This window comes from uncultured Marinococcus sp. (assembly GCF_947493875.1).
Lineage (GTDB): Bacteria > Bacillota > Bacilli > Bacillales > Marinococcaceae > Marinococcus.
The window spans coordinates 452,262-477,351 of the sequence record NZ_CANLSU010000002.1; the positions used below are offsets into that span (position 1 = coordinate 452,262).

Here is a 25,090-nt window from a genome sequence, read left to right on the forward strand (position 1 = left end):
TTGGAAGGCCTTATATGTTAAAGTTTCGTTAATTCGTTTCTGCAAGCAAAGAGAGGGGGAAGGCATCATGAGTGAAAAAGGGAAGAAATTTAAATTTCTCAACAGTATCTTTTTCATTTCTTTTATCATCATTTTTGTATTTGCATTATGGGGTGCAATAGCACCACAGGCACTGCAGTCCCAGGCCGAATTTACATACGGCTTTATCGCTGATACGTTCGGCTGGTTCTATTTACTGTTTGTGCTGTTTTTGATCTTATTTAACTTTTATATGGCGTTTAGTAAGTACGGACGTGTGAGGCTCGGAGGGGATGATGTCCGGCCAAAATATCCTTTTTTCACCTGGATCGCGATGCTTTTCAGCTGTGGATTTGGTGTAAGTATCGTATTCTGGGGTGTGGCAGAGCCAATGACCCACTTCCAGACTCCTCCGCCATGGACGAATGTAGACCCGGGAACGCCGGAAGCGGCAAGAGAAGCAATGTGGAACGCCTTTTTTAACAACGGTATTCACCAGTGGGCATCATTTACATTTGTGGGACTTGCGATTTCCTACTTTTTATACCGGCAGGAAGAGCGGAGTCTTATCAGTGACACGATGAACGGTGTAATTGGGGACGGCTCCCGCCCGCTGCGCAAAGGCTTCCGTAACGGTGTGGATATTATCGCTGTGATTGCTACAGTGATGGGGGTGGCTACTACACTTGGCCTGAGTGTTCTGCAGATCAGCGGGGGACTTAACAGCGTATTTAATATCCCCGCGAGTTCCACCACCCAGTTTACTATTGTAGCTGTCATGTTTGTAGCCTTTATGATTTCCACCATCTCTGGTCTGGATCGTGGAATAAAATATTTGAGTAACGTAAACCTTGGCCTGGCTTTGTTTTTAATGGTGGCGGTATTGTTTATCGGACCTACCGGTTTTATTCTCGAAACTATCACAATGGGCCTTGGCGACTATGTTCAAAACTTCTTCCAGGCAAGTCTTCGTATGGAAAACTATACAGACGGTACCTGGGTGCAGGATTGGCCGATTTATTACTGGGCCTGGACGATCGCCTGGTCCCCGTTTGTGGGTATGTTCGTAGCCCGTATCTCCAAAGGACGGACGCTTCGGGAATTCGTCCTTGGTGTTATGGTGGCGCCGCCGTTTATCGGTATGATCTGGATTGGCATTTTCGGCGGTACCGCAATCAATCTGGATTTATTCCACGGCACAGATATAGCAGGAATAGTCGCGGAGGATACGACACGGGCCATGTTTGCCATGCTGGATAACATACCGCTTGGCACGCTGCTTTCAATACTGTCGATCTGTCTGCTGTTTACATTCCTGGTAACGTCCGCAGACTCTGCAACGTTTGTACTTGGCATGATGACCTCTAACGGGGACACGAACCCATCCATGCTCCTGAAAGTAATCTGGGGCGCATTGATTGCTGGTTTGGCTACTGTACTGATTATCAGCGCCGGTCTCAATGGACTGCAGACGGTCTCTCTTATCGGGGCCCTGCCATTCTCTATCGTCCTGTTCATCTCCGCTATTTCCTTACTGAAATCCGTACGGAAGGATTACAAGGAAACGAGACTCCGGGAGGAGGAAGAGCGTCGGCAGCGGATACGGGAGGATATCGAAAACTCTTAATCAAAATACAGACGAAAGCACCTCCGCAGTTAGCGGGGGTGCTTTTTTCGTTTAGGATAAGATTTCCCGGATTTTTTGATTAATGTCTCCGTGTACTACGCCGCCGTGGTAACAAACCGCAGTAGTCATATCGAAATCGAGCAGCTTTTCCAGAGAACGGCGGGCTTGTTCCATGTCTGGCGTGACTTCTGCGCGGGGCCCGAAAAGTTTGCCGTCTTGAGCAGTCAAAGCGTCGCCCGCAATAAGCGTCCGGCTGTTTTCGTGATACAGGCTGATATGGCCGGGAGCGTGACCGGGCGTATGCACTGCAGTCAGCCCTTCCACAGGTTCATTTCCTTCTTCCATGGTTTCATTAATAAGCGAGGGTTCAGTTTTATCGAGCATATAGCCAACCCTGTCCCGCTTTTCTTCTGGAAGAGTGTCAATTAGGTTTGCTTTGGCATTGCTGCTTAATTTAATCAATGGTTCTTCGCCATCTACATAAGGTTTGTCAGCAGAATGCACGAGAACACGTAAGTCGGGATAGTCGTGAAGAATTTCCGGGAGGCTCCCAATGTGGTCAATGTCCTGATGGGTCAGAATGACAGTATCAAGATGATCGGGGTTCAAATTTTCCTTTCGTATCAATTCGTATATTTCTTCTTCGTACCCGGGCATACCTGTGTCAAAGAGAATCAGACTTCCTCCGTCATTCATGAGAGTTAAGTTTAGTACCATTGTGTCTGTTCCCCGGGGCACAGAAAGCTCGAGTACGTGCATAGTTTCTGTCAGCTTCATAGCGGCCGAAGCACTTAGCTTCGATTCACCTCCTTGTATTAATAATGAACCTAAAGGAATCATTCCTCATTTTCTTTTATCTATAACATGTGCCTAATAGAAAAATGTACGTGTATGGAAAAGGATCAAAGTATGATACCTTATCGTTGGGCTTATTTTTAAGACACTTTAGAGAAAGGAGGAACACCGATGGCTTCGAAGAAAAACAAACATTCACCGGAGAGCTATACACTCGGATTGATATCTGCTCCGGAGCTGCCAAAGGATATTTGCGATGAGATGGCAGAAGAGCTGCCTGATTTGCTCAAAAACTATGTAGATGACCGGAGAAACTGGGAAGTGGAAGTGGTTCTTGATCCTTTTGCCGGAGTGATAGAAAAATCAGAACCGGTGATTGAGGAAGCACAGAAACATAAACAAAAGCATGAATGGGATTATGCCATCTGTTTTACGGATCTCCCAATTGTAGACGGGAAAAAACTGGTGATAGCTGACGCCAGTGCAGATCGGGAAATCGGCCTCATTTCCCTGCCTTCCCTGGGAGCCATGCCAATGAGAAAGCGCGTCCGTGAGGCAATGATGCAGCTTGTAAACGAAATGCATCATGGAAGCCTGGAAGAAGATCGGGAACGGCAGAATGAACGTATCACAGAAAACCAGGAGCAGCTCGAAGATCACGAGGACGAACATTCCTATCAGGTCCGGGGAAGAGGATCAAGGGAGTTGATGGGGAGCCGTTTGTATGAGCGCTTTTCTCCGATTAAACGGACGGTATACTCTAATGAAGAAGAAAGCCAGCACGTCCGTTTCTATGCTAACCTGAATATGAGAGGACGTACGAGGCTGCTTTCGGGCATGGTGCTCGCAAACCGGCCCTGGACGATTTTTCCGGCATTTAAGCGTGTAATTGCTTTAGCTTTTGCTACCGGTGCTTACGGACTGATCTTTCCAAGCTTCTGGATGCTGAGTGACACGTATGGATTCTGGCGCTTTCTTGCTGTTATGTTTACGGCCATGGTGGCTATGACTGTATGGTTTATCGTTGCCCATGGCTTGTGGGAAAAAGAATCAAATGCTGAGTCCAAATTTTTGGTGCGCTCTTATAATAAAGCTACGACCGCTACAATCGGGATTGCTATTATTCATTATTATATTATTTTATTCGTAATGTTTTTAGTTGTTTCTCTGCTGTTTATCCCCACCTCACAGCTGGCATTAAATCTACAGGGGACTGTGACGTTTGCGACGTACCTGAAAATATCCTGGCTTGCCTGCACGGTCGCTACGCTTGGCGGGGCTCTGGGTGCAGGGCTTGAAAGTGAAGAAACGGTGCTCAAAGCGACCTATGGCTATCGTCAGCGCATTCGCAATGAACGTGCGAAATCAAAAAAACGGCAGGCATCCTCCTCCTAAAGGAAAATGCATTATGGTGTGTGTGCCCTTATAGTGGAATTACAATGCCCATTTCTGTGCCTATATCTGTTCTCAGCGTATTAGAGCAAAAAACAGCCGGATACGCCGCCAGTGGAAATTATTATTCCTGAAAGCAAAGTGGTAGAATGGTGAAAACCTGTCATTTACCGCCATCATAGGAACAATAATCTTGCCTCACTGATAAAGGGTGATTACAATGTCCAGGCAGTATTCTATTTACACTGTAATGGGAGCGATAGCTGTTTTTGCTGCTGTATTAGGCTTTTTAGTCTACAATGTGCACGAGCGAAGCCAGACAGCCGAGCAGGAAGCAGAAGAAAAGCAACTAGCTGCAGAAGAAGAGGCACAAGAGGAAGCAGAAGCACCTGAACAGGAATCAGAGGAAGAAAGAGTCGCCTCGAGTGAAGTGCCTGAGGTGGAAAATGAAGAGCTGCTTGAACGGGCTGTTCATGCAGAAGCCAAAGATGAATCCTTTGAAGGCATGGTGGCCGTGGCAAGTGTCATTTTGAACCGCATTGAATCTGAAACCTTTCCAGACGATGTCGAAAGTGTCATATACGAAGAAAATCAATTCCAGGTAGTGGCTAACGGAAGTATAGAAGAATCTCCTTCTGAACGCGCAGAAGAAGCGACAGAAGAGGCTCTGGACGGATCAGAGCCGGTAGGCGATTCATTATTCTTCTGGAGTGAAGACGTGCCGAAAGACAACTGGCTCTGGGAAACAAAGACCGTTGATTATGAAATCGGCGGCCACGTTTTCTCAGAAGGAGTTTAAGAAGGACCAGCGGTGACGAGCCGCTGGTCTTTTATTTTAGGCTCTATAATATTTGTTGGGGTACAGACACAAAAAAACACGCAGACTCCGATATCCGTTATACTTGCGTCGACAAAAACCAAGCAGGATAGGAGTTGCGTGCATATGAATCATAACATAACGATCCCCGGCCTCCAAGGGGTAAGGGTCCTCCATACCGACGAACGGGAAGGCGTGGTGCACCTTCAGGTCGTGGTGCCCCGGAAACGGTCCCGGTGCCCGGCCTGTGGCGTATGGACCCGGCGGGTCCATGATTACCGGTGGCAGCGGGTGCAGCATACAGCCTGGTTTGAACGGCCCACGGTGCTTCATTACCGCCGGCGGCGGTACGTGTGTCCCTGCGGGAAACGCTTTGCCGAAGCCAACCCGTTAGTGGATCGGTACCAGCGGCACAGCCGGGAATGGAACCAGGCCCTCGGTCTCCGCCTGGTTACCGGCAAGAATTTCACCGATACGGCCCGCCAGTTTTCCACGTCAGTCACGACGGCGCTGCGCCGGTTTGACGAGCTGGCTTCCCGGACGCTCCCGCACGTGGAGCAGCTGCCACGGGTGATTGCCGTCGACGAGTACAAAGGCGACACCAATGCCGGCAAGTACCAGCTGCTGGTGGCGGACGGGGCCACCGGGCGCCCCGTCGATATTCTGCCGGACCGGAAGAAAGAGACGTTGAAGCAGTACCTGCAGCAGAAAGGCGGCCAGGTGGAGGTGGTCGTCATGGACATGAGTGCGCCTTTTCATCAGGCGGCCCGGCGGGCCCTGAACCGCCCGATCATCGTGGCGGACCGGTTTCACGTGCACCGGCACGTGTACTGGGCCCTCGAACGGGTCCGGCGCCGCGTGCAGCACACCCTCTCGTCGTATCACCGAAAACGGTGCAAACGGCTGAAGCACGTGTTTACCAAAAAAGCCGAAGACCTCACCGCCCAGCAGGTGAAGATCCGGGACCAGTACCTGGCCGGGTCGGAAGAGCTCCGGACGGCCTATGAGCTCAAAGAAGCCTTCCGCGCCTGGTTTGAGCGGAGCAAGCGCCGAATGACGACCGGCCAGGCCGGCGCGATCCGGGACGATCTGTACGCCTTCTACCGGCAGGTGGAAGCGAGCGGGTGCCCGGACATGGCCCAGGCTGCCGCCACCGTCCGGCGCTGGCAGACCGAAATCCTGAACAGTTTTACGTTCGACTACCACAATGGCACCGTGGAAGGACTGAACAACCAGACCAAGGTGATCAAACGGAACGCCTTCGGGTTCCAGCGGTATGACCGCCTGCGGGCCAAAGTGTTACTGCATCATCAATATAAATGGTCGCTCGCCGGATAACGGATGGGGTTACCCCAACATTAGACATAGAACCTTATTTTATATTTGATAAAAATCATGCTTACACGATAACTGGGCAAGGAATATAGTAGAAGGGCAGCATAACAGTGAAGGGGGAGAGGGAGATGAAATTTTCGATATGCAGCTGGATCTTTGGAGACCAGCCGATTGAACAGACGATGCGCAACGCAGCTTCCATCGGATACGATGAAATTGAGATTCATGCAAAAGATTATAACTGGAAGGAATTAATCGAACTGGCGGAAACCCTTGGACTCCGCATCCGTGGACTCTGCGCGGATGCAGGCTGGCCGCGGAAGGAAACAGATTTATCGCAGAATGACCCTTCGATGCGAAAAACAGCTGTAAATTATTTTAAAGAACAGATCAGCCGTGCATACCAGGCCGGGGCAGAATATATGGTACTTTCCCCATGCGCACCGGGCAAAGCAGAGCCGGAAGGAAACGGCAAAGAAGAATGGAAAGCAGCAGTTTTATCACTTCAGGAAATAGCTCCCTACGCAGAAGAAAGAAACGTTGCTCTGGTAATTGAGCCATTAAATCGTTATGAAAGCTGTATAATTAATACCGGATGGCAGGCGCTTGTGCTAGTGGAAGAAGTTGGGCATCCATTTGTGACGACGATGCTCGATACATTTCATATGAACATTGAGGAAAGCAGCATGGAGGCCCCATTTCATCATCTTGGCCCAGCCCTCAGCCATATCCACGCAGCGGATACTAACCGGCAGGGCCTGGGATACGGGAGACTGTCCTGGGAAACGATTGCTGAAGCTATTAAAGAAACAGGATACGACAGAACGATTACGGTAGAATGCCTGGCCCCTGCGTTGAATGTATTTCCTTCGGAAAGAGAAAAGTCCAGAATAGATTATATTAATGAGTATGCCGAAAAGTCGCTGGTCAAGCTTCAATATCTTTTCCGGTCATAAATAAACGGCGGGTCTTTTTTCGTATGAATAACAAATGAAAAGCTGAAAATGAGGTGAAAGTATGGATAAGTACCGTTTCCCCATCGGGACATTCGAATGGCCTGAAACGATAAGCGCTGAACAACGAAAGGAATGGAGTGCCACATTATCAAACGCCCCATCGCTTTACAGGGAAGAGGTAGAGCATTTAACAAAGCAGCAGCTCAATACTCCTTACCGGGAAGGCGGATGGAGTATCCGTCAGGTTGTGCACCACGTGCCCGACAGTCATTTGCATGGTTATATACGCTTTAAACAGGCATTAACGGAAGAAGACCCTGAAATTAAACCGTATGATCAGACGGCGTGGGCTGAACTGGTGGACAGCAGTGAAGAAATAGAAGCTTCTCTTAAGCTGCTTGAAAGCCTTCATCAGCGCTGGTCGTTCTTACTAAATGGATTACAGGAAGACGACTGGCTCCGCACGTTCCGTCACCCTGAATCAGGCCGTTCCACCCTTGGGGAGGCCGTCAGTCTTTACGCCTGGCACAGCAGGCATCATTTAGCTCATATCACGTTTCTGAAAGAGAGAATGGGGTGGAGCTAGCTGCACCCGAGCTTTTTGCTGGTGGTCACTGCGCTCGCCACAGTGACCAAAAGAGCGTTTATGAAAATGCATTTAAAGGAAATAGAAGGATAGCCAATTATTAACTGAATAAACAAAGGCAGCAATCGCAGGATTAAGCCTTGCGGTAAGCCAGGAAAAGAGATACGTCTTTCCCTGGCTTTTTGTGTTTTATAAACCATTTTTTAAAAGGAGGGGGCATATGAAGCATGTTAAAGCATTAACAGGAAAAGCCTTAATGACAGCTGTTTTGTTGTTTTTGGTACTAAGCATCGCAAACGGTGTCTCAGTTTGGAGTGTGCTGATTCTCACTATTATTATCGGTGCCATCAGTTATCCACTCGGTGACCTTGTACTGCTCCCACGGGTGAAAAGCCTGGTTGCAGCAGCTGTGGATGCCGGCCTGGTGTTTGTGATTGTTTTAATCGCAGGCGCCGTGCTTTCCTTTTCAGGCCCGGTACTGCTTGCAGCAGCGGCAGCCGCTGTGCTGATGGGGGCAGGAGAATATATGTTTCATTTTTACCTGGGCACGCACGTGCTTTTTTCAAGCAATCGTGTCAAAACGGATATGTAACTGAGGAGGCCTAGTCATGTCAGAAAAAAACGAAGCGATGCTTCGGAGGAATCAGGCGAATTACGCAGGAAGAAACGTGTTATCCGGCTTCCTTTTCGGCCTCGGCCTCATCGCTTTTATAGATGAAGTAGTATTTCACCAGCTGCTCAATTGGCATCATTTTTATGACCTGTCGACTACGACTGTCGGAATCGTTTCAGATGGTTTTTTTCATGCGTTCAGCTGGTTTGCTACAGTAGCGGCCCTGTTTATGGTTGCTGATCTCCGGCGTCGGCAAAGCTTTTGGCTGCGCCGGTGGAGCGGCGGAATGTTGACCGGAGTTGGTTTTTTTCAGCTGTATGACGGAATCGTTCATCATAAGTGGATGGGGATCCACCAAATAAGATACGGGGTGGACATTCTGCCATATGATCTCGTCTGGAATATCATTGCGTTTATAATGCTTATTGCTGGAATAGTCATATGGAGGCAGACTTCGCAGGTAAAAAAACAGAGAGCGGCGGTATAAGCTGATGACTACTTCACATTATATTGCAGAAGGAGTGCTTGCAGCCCCTTTTATCCTTATCTGTCTCCTGTATCTTGCTGCGGCTTTTCGTGATACCGGGTGGCCGGTATACCGCGTTGGGCTGTTTACTGTCGGTACAGCGGCGGCAGTCGTTTCGGTGCTTGGCCCGCTTCCCCGGATGGCTCATGATTCATTTGTCATTCATATGACCGGACATTTGCTGCTTGGTATGCTGGCTCCGCTTTGTCTGGTGCTTGCTGCTCCGATGACGCTTGCTCTTCGTGCTCTGCCTGTAGCGACAGCAAAACAAGTGGCTAAACTACTGCGGAGCCGTTTCATAGCCATAGTGTCCCATCCGGTTACGGCCGCAGTGTTAAACATCGGCGGCTTATGGCTTTTGTATACAACCGGGTTGTACGCGTGGATGCACGAATCCGCTCTCGTTTACATCGCTGTTCATATTCATATTTTCTTAGCAGGATACGTGTTTACAGCTTCTATTATTTATATAGATCCGGCGCCGCACCGGTATTCTTTCCTGTTTCGGTCCGGAGTGCTTGTAACGGCACTTGCAGGACACGGCATTTTGTCCAAATATTTGTATGCCTCACCGCCGCCCGGAGTCGGGCAGGAAGCTGCCCAGGCCGGCTCAATGCTGATGTACTACGGAGGAGATGCGGTGGATGTTGCCATCATAGTGATTGTTTGCTGGCACTGGTATAAAGCGGCCCGTCCAAGACAGGAAAAAACGCCGGTGGCTGAATAACAATAAGGAGGAACTGCAATGACTAACGATAAGCGCGTCCCTTTGTATCCTAATTCTTTATGGCTTAAGGAAAGTAAACCGACACACATGCCTACGCACAGCGGAGAAGATACAGCTGAAGTTACTATTACAGGGGCTGGGGCCGCTGGCATCACAGCGGCTTATTATTTAGCGAAGGCCGGAACGAAGGTGGTGCTGCTCGAAGCGGGCAGGGTACTGGAAGGCACCACCGGGAATACAACGGCAAAAATATCCTCCCAGCACGGGATGGTATACGATGAACTGATTCAAAATCACGGCCGGGAGAAAACAAGCCAGTATTTTGAAGCGAACGAACAGGCGATCAGTGATATGCGCAAGCGGGTTGCTGAGCTCAGTATTGACTGTGAATGGGAAGAGCGGGACGCTTTTATTTACACGAAAAGCGAGCAGCAGAAAAAAGTGATGGAGCAGGAAGCAGAGGCGTACCGGTTATTAAATGTTAATGGCGGCGATGCTTTAAAGGAGCATGATCTTCCATACGCTGTCGAGCGGGCTCTTGTTATCCGTGACCAGGCTCAGTTTCAGCCGGTGCATTATTACCGGGCGCTTCTGGAAGAGGTGGTCCGCCTTGGCGGGCGTGTGTACGAAAATACACGTGCAGCGGATGTGAATAAATCCAATGGTAAAGTAGTGGTAAACACAAATAATGACAGCACGATTACGAGTGACTACCTTTTGGTAGCAACTCATTTCCCTTTTAATGACGGTATGGGAAAATACTACAGCCGGCTGCATGTGGAGCGTTCCTACATTATCGGGGCAAAAGTTCAGACGATGCCGAAGCATATGTACATTAGTGTGGATTCCCCGTCACGGTCGCTTCGCACAGCAAAGGATGAAAATGGGGAGGATCTGCTTTTAATCGGTGGGGAAGGTCATACCTCCGGTAAAAATGAAATGAATACATTCGAGCGGTACGAAGCACTGCGCGCCTTCGGAGAAGAGCATTTCGGCCTGCAGAAAGTGCCTTACCGCTGGTCGGCACAGGATATGATTACGCTGGATAAAATGCCCTATGTGGGACCGATGACGTCCGGTGAAGAACAGATTTTTACCGCCACCGGCTTTATGAAGTGGGGCATCAGCAACAGTGAAGCGGCGGGGAAAATGCTCGCTGATTATGTACTCGGTAATGAAAATGTGTACAAGGAAGCCTTTGATCCGACGCGGTCCGAGCTGAAAAAGAAAAACATTCAATCCTTTGCGGCCGAAAACATGGACGTAGGAAAAGAAATGGTTAAAGGAAAATCCAACAGAGGCGATAAAGAAAAGAATCTGAAAAATGATGAAGGAGCTTTAATTAATACTGAAGACGGAAAGGCCGGGGCCTACCGGGACGAAACAGGAAGGCTGTATGTTGTCGACACCACCTGTACGCATATGGGCTGCGACCTGTCCTGGAACAATGCAGAACGGAGCTGGGATTGTCCGTGCCATGGTTCAAGATTTTCCTACGATGGGGAGGTTATTGAAGGGCCGGCAGTAAAGCCGCTGAAGCGTAAAACAGATCTTGAATAACAAAGAAGGCCGGGAGCAAAAACCTCCGGGCCTTCTTTTCGTATCACAGCTTAAATTTAGCCACTTCTGCGTTCAGCTGGCGGGCAAGGTCGTTAAGATTTTCTGAATTAGCGGAAACCTCCTCCATGGAGCTGCTCGTCTGCTGGACAGAAGCGGCAGTCTGCTCGACGCCGGCAGCCGATTCCTCGGAGACGGAAGCTATTTCTTCGATGGAAGCATTGATTTCCTGGCTGCTCGAAGAGATGGCCGCCAGATTTTGAGTAACGGCTTGAAGGTTTCCTGCCATCTCCTGAATAGCGGTATTAATGGTATTAAAGGTTTCTCCGGTAGTCTGAATCTGGGTAGTGCCGGTTTCGACCTCCTTATAGCCTGCCTGCAGGGATGCAGTGACGGAAGAAGATTCGTTCTGGATCCCTTCAACAATACTGGTGATATCAGTGATCGAAGCAGAAACCTGTTCGGCGAGCTTTCGCACTTCATCAGCAACCACAGCAAAGCCGCGCCCCTGTTCACCGGCCCGGGCGGCTTCAATGGCTGCATTTAAAGCGAGCAGATTGGTTTGATTGGCAATATCATTAATGACAGACACTAATTTTGAAATTTCCTGGGACTGTTTATCAAGTCCCTCGACCTTTACAGCAGCATTTTTTACGATGGCATCGATTTTTTCCATTTGATGGACTGAATTATCCATCAGCTCCCGGCCTTCGTTCGTAATGGACAAGATGTGGGTGGAGGCGCTGCGGACGTCTTCGCCCTTTGTATGAGCAACAGATACGTTTTCTGTAAAATCACTCATTAAAGAGGCAATGCTGCTCGCGCTTGTCGCCTGGGATTCCGCTCCGGAAGCAAGCTCCTCCATCGTAACAGCCACCTGCTGGGACCCTGCTTTCACCTCGTTGGCGGAGTGTGTCAGATGCTGACTCTGATCAGATACGTTTGTGGACATCGTTTTAATTTGTGTAAGCAGCCGGGCCATATTAACATTCATTTGATTGGCAGCTTGTACGAGCTTCCCGGTTTCGTCGCGTGCCGTAGTCTGCATCGGCTCCTGGCTTAAATCCCCTTCTGCGATGGACTGCATCCGCTGCATAACCGCTCTGATCGGGGCAGAAATTGCACGTGCCATAAAAAAGGCAATGCCCATACCGGCGAGAATAACCAGGACGGAAATAATAGTACCAGTAGCCATCAGGTTTCTGCCGCTTTCAAGTACATTTTCCCCCGCCGACGTGATCAATTCTTCTCTTTCTGTAGCTAAATCTTCAAACCCGGACATAATTTCCCGTGCTAACGGTTTGGCTTCTGTATTTAAAATCTGTTTAGCTTCTTCTTCATTGCCAGCTTCATAGGCTGGAAAAACTTCTGTTGTAATAATCTGCTCCCATGCAACGCTCTGTTCTATTAATCCGCCTAATTCATCAGAACCAAAATCGGCCAGAGTTTTCTCTTCCAGCGCAGCGCTTTCCTCTGTATATTCCATGAAGCTGCTTTTGAATTCCTCCTCCCCGAATAAAACATATCCACGGGATAAAGCAACGCGCTGAGCCATATTAAAAGCAAGCTTTTCATCAGCGATCAACAACGGCAGCTGTTCCTCAACGATATTTTCTGTTTCGGCATTTGCCTTACTGTTAGCATAAAAATTATAGACGCCGAGTGCTGTTACAAGCGCAATAACTGCTAAAAATCCGGTTAAAATCTTTGCGCGCAGACTTTTAAAATTAAACCATTCCTTCATACCATACACTCCTCTAAATAAAGTAGTAATACTTTCCCAATGGGAAACGAATGCGCCTGTTGCTTTTTTATTTCTGCTTTTGGTGAGGGCCAGGGAATGGAAATAATAAGCAGATCAAAAAGAATTAACTCTACAGACATTTATCGATATAAACTAGGTTGAAAAGTATAGGTCATTGTTACTTTAAAATTGAAGAAATAGTGGTGGGGATTTTTCGCCGGAGCAATGGCTTGCGGTGTTTATTCACTTAATGGGCGTAGATTTCTGCGTTTTTGACGTTTGGTTTTATACATTGCCTGATCGGCTTTATGCAGTACGGAAATAAAGTCCTCCTGCTGGTTTAGGGATTCATATGTTCCAATGCTGACGGAAATCGTAAAAGTGTTTTCTCCATCTGTATAAGGAACTCTGAGCTGTTGGTCTATACGGCTTTGAGTCGTCTGCCTGCTTATTTCGCTTTTTGTTCCGGTTCGTTCCATGATCACAAACTCATCTCCGCCTAAACGATAAAGGTGCTGTTCCGGAGTGCAGGCGCTGCTAATCCTGTCAGCAGTAAATTGAAGCACACGGTCACCGGTGACGTGTCCGTAATTGTCGTTAATGATTTTGAATTGATCCACATCGATAAAATAGAAAAGGTAAGGATGACCAGTCCCAGTGGTGTCCTGAAAAAATTGCTGCAGGGCAGCCCGGTTGGGCAGCTTCGTTAAATCGTCGCGGCCAACCATTTGTTTGGTTGTTTCGAGGTGGGCGATGGTACGGTTCAAATCGGCATTTAAACGGCCGATCATTCCGGTGCTTTGAAATGAAGCGCGGGCGCTTAGATCTCCGTTACGAACCGACGTTAATACAGCCTGGAAGTGAAGGATGCACCTGCGGACAAAGCTGAAGAAAAGAAAGTAATTCAGGATGCCGAGCGCGATTCCGGCTGTAATCGAGGCAGTATAAAATACGCGCAAAAATGAAGCAGGTAGGGGGATAACTGCAGGCATGGCCACAGCGAAACCGATTCCTATGAAAATACCAAGGAACATATATAAAGCAAACATCACAAACAAATAATTTATTTTCATAAGAAACACCCTTCCCCCGGAAAAGCTGACTCGTTCATAATAGTTTAAATTATGGAGCAGTATTTGTTATATATATCGTCACAATCCTAAAAAATCGTATACCTAAAGCGAAAATCACTCATATAGACATTTTTTCAGAGGGTCAGGCTTTTCATAAAATCTTTCGAAATTTTGTTTATGTTCTTCCCTAAAAAGGGAATTGGGTAAGAAGAATTTCCCAAACTGGTGAGGAGGTATCCCAATGGCTTCAACAAAGGAAATATTAGGTCAGGATGCGGATTACTTATTAAATCATGAAAGCAAAACGGTACCGAAAGAAAATCTCTATGTGCCGGGACCAGATTTTGTCGACCGGGTGTACAAATCGACGGACCGTTCTCCGGTAGTTCTGCGTAACCTGCAGAGCTTGTTTGATCACGGTCAGCTTGGCGGTACGGGCTATTTATCCATTTTGCCGGTGGACCAGGGCATTGAACACTCAGCAGGTGCTTCGTTTGCGCCGAACCCGATGTATTTCGATCCGGAAAATATCGTGAAGCTTGCAATGGAAAGTAACTGTAACGCGGTGGCTTCCACAGTGGGGGCACTCGGCTCAATCGCAAGAGATTATGCGCACAAAATCCCTTTCATTGCTAAAATTAACCACAATGAACTGTTAACGTACCCGGAAACGCACGACCAGATTATGTTCGGTTCTGTTGACCAGGCCTACAATATGGGCGCCGTAGCAGTTGGGGCTACGATTTATTTTGGTTCAGAACAGAGTGACCGGCAGATTCAGGAAGTAACGAAAGCCTTTGAACGGGCTCATCAGCTCGGCCTTGGCACGATTCTCTGGGCCTATCTGCGTAATCCGGGCTTTAAGAAAGACGGCACGGATTATCACACTGCCTCTGACTTAACGAGTCAGGCGATTCATCTATCAGCAAGTCTGCAGGCAGATATTGTGAAACAGAAAATGCCGACCAACAACGGTGGCTATACAGCTGTGGGCTACGGTAAAACGCATGATAAAGTATATTCAGAGCTTACAAGTGACCACCCAATTGACCTGACCCGTTATCAGGTAATGAACTCGTTTATGGGGCGGGCCGGCTTAATCAACTCCGGCGGCGGTTCTGCAGAATCGGATTTAGAGGATGCTGTGAAAACAGCGGTAATTAACAAGCGTGCCGGTGGTATGGGACTGATTATGGGGCGCAAGGCGTTCCAGCGTCCGATGAATGACGGTATAGAGATTATCCGCTCTGTTCAAAGCGTGTACGCGGACGAGTCGATTACTTTGGCATAGTTGGAAATAGAAAAAAGGGGGGGTCCCTCCTTTTTGTCTAATATATTCAGAAAATTTAAATAATGTCTGCTGTGTCTTTGGCTATGTTTTTAAACAGGAGGATTTTATATGCCGAAAAAACTGTTTGAAGTAGACCTGAACAAAACAATGGACCAACAGACAACGCCGGGGCATAACAGGTGGCACCCGGACATCCCTGCCGCTTTTTCCGTAGAGCCTGGGGAAACGTTCCGGATGGAATGCCTGGATTGGACCGACGGCCAGATCAGCAACAATGACGACCCTTCGGACATAAAGCATGTGAACCTGGACCGTGTGCACGTACTAAGCGGGCCGGTACACGTGAACGGAGTGGAGGCGGGAGACCTGCTCGTTGTCGATATTTTGGATATTGGCACGTTTCACTCGCATGAATGGGGGTTTAACGGGATTTTCGCCAAAGAAAACGGCGGGAGCTTTTTAGTGGATCATTATCCGGAAGCGGCCAAGTCCATTTGGGATTTTGAAGGTATTTATGCGACTTCAAGACATGTACCGAACGTGAAGTTTGCAGGCATTATCCATCCGGGGCTGATAGGCGTCGCTCCCTCACAGGATATGCTGAATGAATGGAACCGCAGGGAGAAGGAGCTGGTGGATACGAATCCCGACCGGGTCCCGCCGCTTGCAAATCTTCCGACGAAGGATTCGGTCGTGCTTGGAGAACTCAAAGGAGAAGAGTTCGAACGGGTGGCAGCCGAAGGAGCAAGAACGGTCCCACCCCGGGAGAACGGAGGCAACTGCGATATTAAAAACCTTTCGAAAGGATCAAGGGTATACTTTCCGGTGTTTGTAGATGGAGCGAAGCTTTCTGTAGGAGATCTTCATTTCTCGCAGGGGGACGGGGAAATTACGTTCTGCGGCGGGATTGAAATGCCCGGATGGATTGATCTGAAGGTGCACGTGATAAAAAACGGCATGGAAAAGCACCGTATTAAACGTAACCCTGTCTTTAAGCCGGGACCGGTCATGCCACATTATAATGAATTTCTTGTTTTTGAAGGCGTGTCGGTGAATGAGTTTTCCGGCGCCCAGACCTATCTGGATGCTAACGTCGCGTACAGGAATGCGTGCCTGAACGCGATTGATTTTCTGAAAACACTCGGTTATACAGGGGAGCAGGCCTATATGCTCCTGGGTACTGCACCGGTGCAGGGCACTGTAGCAGGCGTAGTGGATATCCCGAATGCGTGCTGCACGCTCGCGCTGCCTAAAGATATATTTTACAAAAATATTTTGCCGGAGCTTGATTAGCATGGCTCAGTTTACTTTTAAATGCCGGACATGCGGCACGTTTGAATGCTGGATAGTAACAAAAGGAGCCCGTATCAATGAAGCGCCGTGCCCTTTATGCGGAGAACCAGCCGGGAGAGTCTTTCAGCCGGTGCACCTTTCAAAAATGAACGCGAAAGTAAAATCTAGAATTGAAAACGGCATGCAGCCAAAAACAGTAGAGCGAAAAGATCTGCCCGCACAACAAAGACAACTGCCGCGGGCTCCCCGCCCGTGGCAGGCAGGACACTAAAGAAGGAGACCCGGTTTATTCGGGTCTCCTTTAACTATTTTTGATCCGTATCTTTGCCTTTTCCGACTACGCCAATAATCGCTATAGCGGTCAGCATCACACCATACACAATAGATGAAGAAAGAAGAGGTCTTTTGGTGATGGTTAAAAATAGACGGTGGGACTTGTCAGCTTCGCTCCCAGGGTGTTCGTTCATGTATATCTCAGCCTCCTTCAGGGTATTTGAATAATTTTACCCGTGAAGGGTACGGTTCAATCGCAGCCAGATGAAAGTGGGGAAGAGCTGTTGAAAACGGAGCTCCTTAAACTTCCTTCTTCGTGTAATCGATACCGTAATGAGAAAAGAACAATTGATTGTCCCTTTGGTACTTTGCCTGAAGCACCTGCTGCAGAGATTCGGGGAGAGAATATTTTTTGTGGTGAAGCATAAAGCTCGTCCGGCTCTGCAGCATTTTCCGGGAGATGGGGCGTCCTCTTTTTGTTGGCACAGGGGCTTCTGGGTTAAACGGGGTTTTCAGGAAATAGTTCATCTTTCTGGCGGCCTTCACCTGCATCGTGCCATAGCTCCGGTTTACTTTTGTGTTGCTGTAGGAAGGAGCTTCTTTAATGCCCATATACTGGAGCAATGCTGTGATTTCCTCCATTTCATTTTCCCGGAACTGCTCGTACTGCATAAGATAATAGTTGTTTTTGCCAAACAGCTGCGTAATGCGCTCCAAGTAGCTGAAATAATAGTACCCATTTAGTACTCCGACCTGCTCCCACTCTTCAAACACGGCAGCGGCTTTCTTGTACCCGCCCTGGTGAACATACTGCACGTAAAGGGAAGTGAGAAGATCAAGCTGCCGCCGTACTCCAACAATAATATGCACGTCATAGCTTTCCTCGGGGAATATGCGGCGGAGATCCTTTAAAATAGAGTGGTTGTCCTTAACCTTTTTTTTCGTGGACATTGGATTTCCGGAGAGGCCTTCGTATGAAATAAGGAGTGGTTTTCCCGCCTCCATCATCGATTCAAAACCGCTGCGTAAATCAGTAATAGCTTTATCAGATAATTTTTTATGGCGTATTTTATACAGTGACGGCTGAATATGCCCCCGTGAAAGATATGTAATTTGATTTGTTAATTTCGGGTAAATACTTTTTTGCAGAAAAGTGGTGGCGGTTTTATGGTACCCCACATGGATATAAATAGTTTTGCGCATTGCCTGAGCCCCCTATGGAATGAATGCTTCCATCATATCGAAATCCACAGGAGCAATCAAAGTAAAAGCTGATTTTATGAATAACTCTTTTATTTTTGAATTAATGCTCGACCTATGTGAGTATCCACTTCCGTCATATTGAAAGCAACCTTTTATAATTGTTATTAAAAATAAATAACATAGACGACCCCGGCCAATACAATACGGTATAAAGCAAACGGAATCAGACGGATTTTGTTGATAAGCTTCAGGAAAAAGGTGATCGATACAAGAGCGAACAAAAAGGCACTTACAAAGCCGACAGCAAAAAAGGGAAGCATGCCGGCAGTGAAATACTCCCATTTGCTTACAAGGGAAACGGCGCTTGCTCCAAGCATAATCGGAACAGCCATAATGAATGTGAAGTCTGCCGCTGCCCGGTGGCTGAGACCGAGCAGAACCCCGCCGGAAATAGTGGATCCGGAACGAGAGAATCCGGGCCACAGCGACAAGCATTGAATGAAGCCAATCAAAATAGCCTTTTTATATGTAATCAGGTCCACGCTTTGGATGGCGTTTTTTGGCTGGAACAGGTCAGCAGCAATCATCAGCAGGGCGCCAATGACCAGGCCTATCAGGACGGTTTGTGCAGAGAAAAGATGTTCATCAATAAAGTCTTCAAACAAAAGACCGAGAATGCCGGCGGGCAGGAGGCCGACAATGATATGACTTAAACGTAGTTTTCTGTCTGAGACCTCTGTTTTTCCAGAAAATCCAAGCAGGTCCCGGAAGCGCTGGCGAAAAACGACAATAACTGCCAGAATCGACCCAAGCTGAATGACTACTTTAAATGTATTGGCCACCTCGGTGCCTAAAAATTCGTGAGAACGGAGCCAAATGTCGTCGACAATAATCATATGACCAGTCGAAGACACAGGGGCAAACTCGGTGAGCCCCTCGACAATACCAAGCAGCAGCGCCACAAACAGTTCCCACATACTCATAATCTGATTTACCTTCCACTTTCTTTGCTTCTTTTTCTGTCCCTTGAAGAAAAAGTTTTCGATTTTTTACAGCTACTATCAGATTATCACATTTTTTGGGAAAAGCGAGTAAAAGTTTAGGTGCTTAAATTACTGATGTATCAGTATTATACAGACAAAAACCCGGAGAATAGATCCCCGGGTTTAAGTATATTAGTCTTCCTCTTCTTCCTCTTCTTTCACGACGCGTACACGTTTGATCTGATTATTGTCCATGGTCAGTACTTCAAAATGAAGGTTCTCGTACTGAAGAGTTTCTCCTTCTTCAGGGATGTGGTCGAATTCCCGGTACAGCAGTCCGGCAATAATATCCTCTTCTTCTTCGACCCGGGTATTAAAGATTTCGTTGAAACGGCTGATGGAGAGTTTACCATCACAGATGATAACCTCGTCGGTCAGCTCCTCAATCAGCTGCTCGGAACGGGTATCATGCTCGTCCTCAATCTCCTGGCCGATCATCGCTTCGATAATGTCTTCCTGGGTGACCATGCCCATCGTACCGCCGTATTCATCGAGCACGACGGCAAGGTGCTTCTGCTCATTCAGCATCCGTTTAAACACGTTGTCGACAGAATTGGTCTCTACTACATACAATGGGTTGTTATCAATGAAATCATTAAGGGTTTTGTCGCTTTGTTCAGCCCAGATGAGGAGCAGCTTGGCATGAAAAACGCCGACGATATGATCCATATTATCGTTGTATACTGGATACCGGGTATGATTGTGATTAATGGTAATGTCCCGCACTTCCTGAAAGCTGCTTTCGACCGGTATGCCGATAATCTCCATACGCGGGACCTTCAACACGTCACGTATATCCTTGCGGTAAAAATCAATTACCCGCTTAATCCGGTCCTGTTCCTGTTTTTCAAAGGTACCTTCTGAAGAGGCCACGTCGACCATCGTTTTAATCTCTTCGCGCGAATACGTCTGTGATGGTCCTTCGCCCCGGGTGATCAGCTTGATCACTCCGCGTGTGAAAGAATTCAGTAAAAACGTGAGCGGCTTAAAGATGAATACGAGCACTGCAATCACCGGGGCGACTATGTAAGCTACTTTATCTGCAAAGGTAGCAGCAATAGATTTAGGCAGAACCTCCGCGAAAATGATAAGCACAAACGTCAAAATAGCAGTAGCGATGCCGACAGAAAAATCGTAATTCAGGGCGAGCACGGTAACGAGGGTAGGAAGCATAATATTGGAGATGTTGTTTCCGATCAGGATGGCTGTGATTAACTCATCCGGTTTTCTCGTCAGCTTTAATAAATTTTTCGCCCGTTTATCGTTTTCTTCGGCACGGGACTGCATTCGTGCGCGGTTTGCTGCTGTTAAAGCTGTTTCGCTTCCGGATAAAAAGAAGGAAGCTAACAAAAATAAGATGATGACTACTATCATAAGTACCCTCCACTGGCGTATTCTTTACATTTTATTTTCTGAGTGCGGTAAGTTACACGTTCAAACAACTATCCAACATTAAAAATAACATAAAAGCGCCAGGAAGAATTTAAATATGCAAAAGATTTTATTCCCAATTTGTGTTTGCAGGAAAAGATGAAATATGGAGAACGCTTTGAAGCACACCCGCAGCGCATTAAAATTCCACGTGGATAAAAAGAAGAAAAAGAGAAAAAATAATAGATCAATGTTGATTTTTATTTTTGGAAGCTATCATAATAGTAAATGCAAATAAAAACCACTTTAACAAACAAAAAGAAACATTATGAAGAAGGGTGATCTATTTTTCCTTCTTTCATTCACAGCAAGAGTTCTTTGAAATAAAACTGTTGAGGAAAGGAGCATTAGTATGAAACGTCTGGCATTAATTATGTATGTGTACCCGGAAAAAATAGAGGAATATATTGAAAAGCACGAACAGCTATGGCCGGAAATGAAAGAGGCTTTAAAGCAGCACGGAGCAGTCAATTATTCAATCTTTCTGGAGAGAGAAACAAGCAGGCTGTTTGCTTATCTTGAAATAGAAAATGAAGAGCGGTGGCAGCAGATGGCCTCCACTCCTATCAATCAAAAATGGTGGAAGGCAATGGCGCCATTAATGGAAACAAATGAAGATAACAGTCCCGTTACAACCCCGCTCGAAGAAGTATTTCATCTCGAATGAAAGTCAGGAATTCCTTCACTGAAAACAAATTCATAAGTGGAGCTTTTCTGTTCAAAATCCGTAAAAACGGGAATAGAAAACTATAAGGAGAACGAGCGGCAGACACACAAAGGAATATAAGGGGGAATGCGGATGAAAGACCCTATATGTGAGTGGCAGATAATAAAATAAATTGGTGAAGGGAACCCTTGTTCAGTCGTGTGATAATAATCAGCTGCGAAAAGGGGGGCGTGCCAATGAACCGCCGGTTGATTGACGACGAGTATGAACGTGAAATAGACCGCATGGTTAATGAAGGCGGCTATATTCCTGTGGAAATGGATTTTATAAAAAAACGGGCTAAAGTTAAAAAGAATAAAGATGGACTCCCTCAGGAGAATCAGGAAAAAGAAGCAGATGACTTTAAAGAAAAAGCCTGAATATAATAATGAAATTTAACAGCTGCCGCCGGCAGCTGTTTTTTTCGGCTCTATAATATTTGTTGGGGTACAGACACAAAAAAACACGCAGACTCCGATATCCGTTATACTTGCGTCGACAAAAACCAAGCAGGATAGGAGTTGCGTGCATATGAATCATAACATAACGATCCCCGGCCTCCAAGGGGTAAGGGTCCTCCATACCGACGAACGGGAAGGCGTGGTGCACCTTCAGGTCGTGGTGCCCCGGAAACGGTCCCGGTGCCCGGCCTGTGGCGTATGGACCCGGCGGGTCCATGATTACCGGTGGCAGCGGGTGCAGCATACAGCCTGGTTTGAACGGCCCACGGTGCTTCATTACCGCCGGCGGCGGTACGTGTGTCCCTGCGGGAAACGCTTTGCCGAAGCCAACCCGTTAGTGGATCGGTACCAGCGGCACAGCCGGGAATGGAACCAGGCCCTCGGTCTCCGCCTGGTTACCGGCAAGAATTTCACCGATACGGCCCGCCAGTTTTCCACGTCAGTCACGACGGCGCTGCGCCGGTTTGACGAGCTGGCTTCCCGGACGCTCCCGCACGTGGAGCAGCTGCCACGGGTGATTGCCGTCGACGAGTACAAAGGCGACACCAATGCCGGCAAGTACCAGCTGCTGGTGGCGGACGGGGCCACCGGGCGCCCCGTCGATATTCTGCCGGACCGGAAGAAAGAGACGTTGAAGCAGTACCTGCAGCAGAAAGGCGGCCAGGTGGAGGTGGTCGTCATGGACATGAGTGCGCCTTTTCATCAGGCGGCCCGGCGGGCCCTGAACCGCCCGATCATCGTGGCGGACCGGTTTCACGTGCACCGGCACGTGTACTGGGCCCTCGAACGGGTCCGGCGCCGCGTGCAGCACACCCTCTCGTCGTATCACCGAAAACGGTGCAAACGGCTGAAGCACGTGTTTACCAAAAAAGCCGAAGACCTCACCGCCCAGCAGGTGAAGATCCGGGACCAGTACCTGGCCGGGTCGGAAGAGCTCCGGACGGCCTATGAGCTCAAAGAAGCCTTCCGCGCCTGGTTTGAGCGGAGCAAGCGCCGAATGACGACCGGCCAGGCCGGCGCGATCCGGGACGATCTGTACGCCTTCTACCGGCAGGTGGAAGCGAGCGGGTGCCCGGACATGGCCCAGGCTGCCGCCACCGTCCGGCGCTGGCAGACCGAAATCCTGAACAGTTTTACGTTCGACTACCACAATGGCACCGTGGAAGGACTGAACAACCAGACCAAGGTGATCAAACGGAACGCCTTCGGGTTCCAGCGGTATGACCGCCTGCGGGCCAAAGTGTTACTGCATCATCAATATAAATGGTCGCTCGCCGGATAACGGATGGGGTTACCCCAACATTAGACATAGAACCTTTTTTTCTTACAAAAATAAACAAATAGTAGTGAAAAGAAACAGCTAAAAGGTGCTATACTTATTAATCTGTGTGTGACCTGCCACATTTGATTAAGCCTGTTGTATCAATGTACGGAATTGGTTTGTAGAATGTAAATCACAATATTGTACAGCAAATGTTCAAAAGACTGCGATGAAAACGTATACATTTAGATTGCAGCGGCTGATAGAATAAAAATTAACCAAAGGGGGGAAGGAGATGCCGCTAAGTGAACGGGATAATGAAATATTAAACGAACTAATCCGCAACCCGTCGGTCACTAGCATGGCGCTTGAAGAAAAGCATCAACTGACACGAAGGCAGCTCGGCTACAGCATTAATAAAGTAAACGACTGGCTTTTAAGCAAAAACCTTCCGGTTATTGAACGAACGCGCCAGGGGCATTTCATTATTGATCAGTCCGTTTACACAAATTTCGGCGTGGATGAAGAACTCATTGCAGCTGAAAAACCAATACTCACCGGAAAGCAGCGTACTTATTATCTTATTATGATGCTAGTCGGCAGTGAAGAACCGCTTTCATTAAATCATTTCACAAGTGAGCTGCAGCTGAGTAAAAACACCGTATTAAATGAGCTGAAGGAAGCGCAGCAGTATTTAGGTGACTACCAGCTTCTTATCAAATATTCCCGTAAAGAGGGGTATCTGGTGGACGGGAAAGAATTTCAGATCCGGAAACTGTTGATGAATGTAACGTATCAGCTGCTCGCTATGCAGGACGGTGCGACAAGAATCAAAAAGATAGCCGGAATTGATGAGGAGGAGCTCGACGATTACCGCCAGCGGATTGAAAACATCGAAAACAAGCTCAGTCTGAAATTTACTGATGAAAAGCTTGAAACAATGCCTTATATATTAGCTTTAATTTTAAAAAGAATAAAAAAAGGCTATACGATGAACACATTTTCAATCCAGTATGAAGAGCTTTCAGATACGAAAGAATACCAGGCTACAGAGGAAATATTTAAAAAGAATGAACACATTCCGATGGAAGAGCGTTTGTTTATCACGCTGCATCTTTTGACAGCAAATGTATACAGCACTTCGTTTCCGATGGAAGACGATGTGATTCCGAATTTAGGGGCCGCCACAGATGATATGCTGCGCCAATTTGAGAAAAGTGCCTGTGTTTATTTACATGAACGCGACCAGCTGCTTGATAAGCTGCTTCAGCACATTAAGCCGGCTTATTACCGTATCAAATACCAGCTGTCGGAAACGTCATCTACCCAGGTGCCGCTCAGCAAGGAATTCAAAGCATTGCATCATCTGGTAAAACAATCCACTGCACCACTTGAGAAGTTAATCGGCAGCCGGATCCCGGACAGCGAAAGCAGCTTCATTACAATGCTGATCGGAGGCTGGATGAAACGGCAGGGCGAAAGCATTGAAAAGAAAGTTAAGGCCATTGTGGTCTGCCCTCAGGGTGTGTCTGTCTCCAGACTGATGCTTAATGAGCTGAGTGAGCTTTTTCCGGAATTTGTTTTTCTTGATTCTTTATCGGTACGGGAATTTCTGTACTATCCTCTGGAGTACGACATCGTATTCGCCCCGACGTTTCTCGAGACCGAAAAAAAACTGTTCGTAGTAAAAACGTTTTTAGGCCGGGAAGAACGCCAGCGTCTTCGCAAGCAGGTAATGCTTGAGCTTTACGGATATTTGCCGAACCATCTGGATATTGATGAAATCATTCAGATTATTGGGCGCCATGCTCATATCCATAATGAAAGTGCACTTATAGAAGATATCCAAAATTATATTAATCAGGATAATGAAAGCTCAGTGAATTACAGCATGGGTAAAGCTGAATACAATTTGGATGAATTAATCACTCCGGCTTCCATTACCCTGAGGGATAACGTGAGCGATTGGGAAGAGGCGGTAAAGGCAGGAGCGAAGCCGCTACTCGAAAATAAAAATATTACGGGCGACTATGTGAACAGTATGCTGCGCTATACCGAAGAAGATCCTTATATTGTCATAGGGCCGAATATTGCGATTCCCCACGCTTCACCGGAGGACGGAGTGAACGAAGTAGGAATGAGTTTGTTGAGACTGAAGGAAGGAGTTCTTTTCTCCGAAGAATACCGGATCAATCTGGTGATCGTCATTGCTGCAGTAGATAAACAAAAGCATATTCACGCGCTGATGCAGTTAATGAAGCTTGCGGGCTCACAAACAGCACGAGATCAAATAACAGCTGCAGATTCTGCTAAAGATATATACAAAATTATTCAGTCGTATTCCAAAGATTAACTGCGACAA

The 25,090-nt window shown here is 47.5% G+C and carries 24 protein-coding genes; 17 read left to right on the top strand and 7 right to left on the bottom strand.

The features are described 5' to 3' along the window. The first annotated feature begins 67 nt into the window (after positions 1-67). Positions 68-1,645, top strand: a complete 1,578-nt coding sequence (locus tag Q0757_RS05165; protein WP_298785291.1) for a BCCT family transporter — start codon at positions 68-70, stop codon at positions 1,643-1,645. Positions 1,646-1,696: 51 nt separating this feature from the next. On the opposite strand, the gene Q0757_RS05170 is transcribed toward Q0757_RS05165, so the two are convergent. Further along, the gene (locus Q0757_RS05170; protein ID WP_298785292.1) at positions 1,697-2,422 is read right to left on the bottom strand and encodes an MBL fold metallo-hydrolase; all 726 of its coding nucleotides are present in this window, start codon (positions 2,420-2,422) and stop codon (positions 1,697-1,699) included. Between the two features lie 189 nt (positions 2,423-2,611). Here Q0757_RS05170 and Q0757_RS05175 point away from each other — a divergent pair, with 189 nt between their 5' ends. From Q0757_RS05175 to Q0757_RS05215, 9 genes are all read left to right on the top strand, one after another. Then, positions 2,612-3,835: a hypothetical protein gene (locus Q0757_RS05175; RefSeq protein WP_298785293.1), complete on the top strand. Its 1,224-nt coding sequence runs from the start codon at positions 2,612-2,614 to the stop codon at positions 3,833-3,835. A gap of 217 nt (positions 3,836-4,052) precedes the next feature. Beyond that, positions 4,053-4,631 carry a cell wall hydrolase gene (locus tag Q0757_RS05180; protein ID WP_298785294.1) on the top strand — a complete coding sequence of 193 codons (579 nt, stop codon included), beginning with the start codon at positions 4,053-4,055 and terminating at the stop codon, positions 4,629-4,631. Between the two features lie 138 nt (positions 4,632-4,769). Continuing rightward, positions 4,770-5,987, top strand: coding sequence for an ISL3 family transposase (locus Q0757_RS05185; protein WP_298785295.1), 1,218 nt, complete (start codon positions 4,770-4,772; stop codon positions 5,985-5,987). A gap of 125 nt (positions 5,988-6,112) precedes the next feature. Next, entirely contained in the window at positions 6,113-6,940 is an 828-nt protein-coding gene (locus Q0757_RS05190) for a sugar phosphate isomerase/epimerase (RefSeq protein ID WP_298785297.1), read from the top strand. Between the two features lie 61 nt (positions 6,941-7,001). After that, positions 7,002-7,526 carry a YfiT family bacillithiol transferase gene (locus Q0757_RS05195; RefSeq protein WP_298785298.1) on the top strand — a complete coding sequence of 175 codons (525 nt, stop codon included), beginning with the start codon at positions 7,002-7,004 and terminating at the stop codon, positions 7,524-7,526. Positions 7,527-7,746: 220 nt separating this feature from the next. Further along, positions 7,747-8,118: a DUF2512 family protein gene (locus Q0757_RS05200; RefSeq protein WP_298785299.1), complete on the top strand. Its 372-nt coding sequence runs from the start codon at positions 7,747-7,749 to the stop codon at positions 8,116-8,118. A 16-nt stretch (positions 8,119-8,134) separates the two neighbouring features. Then, entirely contained in the window at positions 8,135-8,626 is a 492-nt protein-coding gene (locus Q0757_RS05205; RefSeq protein WP_298785300.1) for a DUF2243 domain-containing protein, read from the top strand. A gap of 4 nt (positions 8,627-8,630) precedes the next feature. Continuing rightward, entirely contained in the window at positions 8,631-9,392 is a 762-nt protein-coding gene (locus tag Q0757_RS05210; protein ID WP_298785301.1) for a cytochrome c oxidase assembly protein, read from the top strand. 18 nt (positions 9,393-9,410) lie between these two features. Next, on the top strand, positions 9,411-10,952 hold the full coding sequence (locus Q0757_RS05215; RefSeq protein WP_298785302.1) for an FAD-dependent oxidoreductase: 1,542 nt from the start codon (positions 9,411-9,413) through the stop codon (positions 10,950-10,952). A 43-nt stretch (positions 10,953-10,995) separates the two neighbouring features. Here Q0757_RS05215 and Q0757_RS05220 read toward each other — a convergent pair whose 3' ends face one another. Continuing rightward, positions 10,996-12,693 carry a methyl-accepting chemotaxis protein gene (locus Q0757_RS05220; RefSeq protein ID WP_298785303.1) on the bottom strand — a complete coding sequence of 566 codons (1,698 nt, stop codon included), beginning with the start codon at positions 12,691-12,693 and terminating at the stop codon, positions 10,996-10,998. A 239-nt stretch (positions 12,694-12,932) separates the two neighbouring features. After that, entirely contained in the window at positions 12,933-13,766 is an 834-nt protein-coding gene (locus tag Q0757_RS05225; RefSeq protein ID WP_298785304.1) for a GGDEF domain-containing protein, read from the bottom strand. A 241-nt stretch (positions 13,767-14,007) separates the two neighbouring features. On the opposite strand from Q0757_RS05225, the gene Q0757_RS05230 reads away from it, so the two are divergent. The 3 genes from Q0757_RS05230 to Q0757_RS05240 all read left to right on the top strand — a co-directional run bounded on the left by Q0757_RS05230 (position 14,008) and on the right by Q0757_RS05240 (position 16,621). Continuing rightward, a complete protein-coding gene (locus tag Q0757_RS05230) occupies positions 14,008-15,057 on the top strand; it encodes a class I fructose-bisphosphate aldolase (RefSeq protein ID WP_298785305.1) in 1,050 nt (349 codons plus the stop codon). 108 nt (positions 15,058-15,165) lie between these two features. Then, positions 15,166-16,350: a formamidase gene (fmdA, locus tag Q0757_RS05235; protein WP_298785306.1), complete on the top strand. Its 1,185-nt coding sequence runs from the start codon at positions 15,166-15,168 to the stop codon at positions 16,348-16,350. A gap of 1 nt (position 16,351) precedes the next feature. Next, the gene (locus tag Q0757_RS05240) at positions 16,352-16,621 is read left to right on the top strand and encodes a zinc ribbon domain-containing protein (protein WP_298785307.1); all 270 of its coding nucleotides are present in this window, start codon (positions 16,352-16,354) and stop codon (positions 16,619-16,621) included. 34 nt (positions 16,622-16,655) lie between these two features. Here Q0757_RS05240 and Q0757_RS05245 read toward each other — a convergent pair whose 3' ends face one another. The 4 genes from Q0757_RS05245 to Q0757_RS05260 all read right to left on the bottom strand — a co-directional run bounded on the left by Q0757_RS05245 (position 16,656) and on the right by Q0757_RS05260 (position 20,243). After that, positions 16,656-16,817, bottom strand: coding sequence for a hypothetical protein (locus Q0757_RS05245; protein WP_298785308.1), 162 nt, complete (start codon positions 16,815-16,817; stop codon positions 16,656-16,658). Between the two features lie 106 nt (positions 16,818-16,923). Beyond that, positions 16,924-17,826, bottom strand: a complete 903-nt coding sequence (locus Q0757_RS05250; RefSeq protein WP_298785309.1) for a sulfotransferase domain-containing protein — start codon at positions 17,824-17,826, stop codon at positions 16,924-16,926. Positions 17,827-17,990: 164 nt separating this feature from the next. Then, positions 17,991-18,809, bottom strand: a complete 819-nt coding sequence (locus Q0757_RS05255) for an undecaprenyl-diphosphate phosphatase (RefSeq protein WP_298785310.1) — start codon at positions 18,807-18,809, stop codon at positions 17,991-17,993. Between the two features lie 192 nt (positions 18,810-19,001). Further along, positions 19,002-20,243, bottom strand: coding sequence for a hemolysin family protein (locus Q0757_RS05260; protein ID WP_298785311.1), 1,242 nt, complete (start codon positions 20,241-20,243; stop codon positions 19,002-19,004). Positions 20,244-20,652: 409 nt separating this feature from the next. Between Q0757_RS05260 and rhaM the strand changes: the two genes are divergently transcribed. The 4 genes from rhaM (at position 20,653) to Q0757_RS05280 (ending at position 25,081) form a co-directional block, all read left to right on the top strand. Next, positions 20,653-20,967, top strand: coding sequence for an L-rhamnose mutarotase (gene rhaM / locus Q0757_RS05265; RefSeq protein ID WP_298785313.1), 315 nt, complete (start codon positions 20,653-20,655; stop codon positions 20,965-20,967). A gap of 236 nt (positions 20,968-21,203) precedes the next feature. Further along, positions 21,204-21,386, top strand: a complete 183-nt coding sequence (locus Q0757_RS05270) for a hypothetical protein (RefSeq protein WP_298785314.1) — start codon at positions 21,204-21,206, stop codon at positions 21,384-21,386. A gap of 145 nt (positions 21,387-21,531) precedes the next feature. Continuing rightward, a complete protein-coding gene (locus Q0757_RS05275) occupies positions 21,532-22,749 on the top strand; it encodes an ISL3 family transposase (protein WP_298785295.1) in 1,218 nt (405 codons plus the stop codon). Positions 22,750-23,023: 274 nt separating this feature from the next. After that, the gene (locus Q0757_RS05280) at positions 23,024-25,081 is read left to right on the top strand and encodes a BglG family transcription antiterminator (protein ID WP_298785315.1); all 2,058 of its coding nucleotides are present in this window, start codon (positions 23,024-23,026) and stop codon (positions 25,079-25,081) included. The last annotated feature ends 9 nt before the right edge of the window (positions 25,082-25,090 follow it).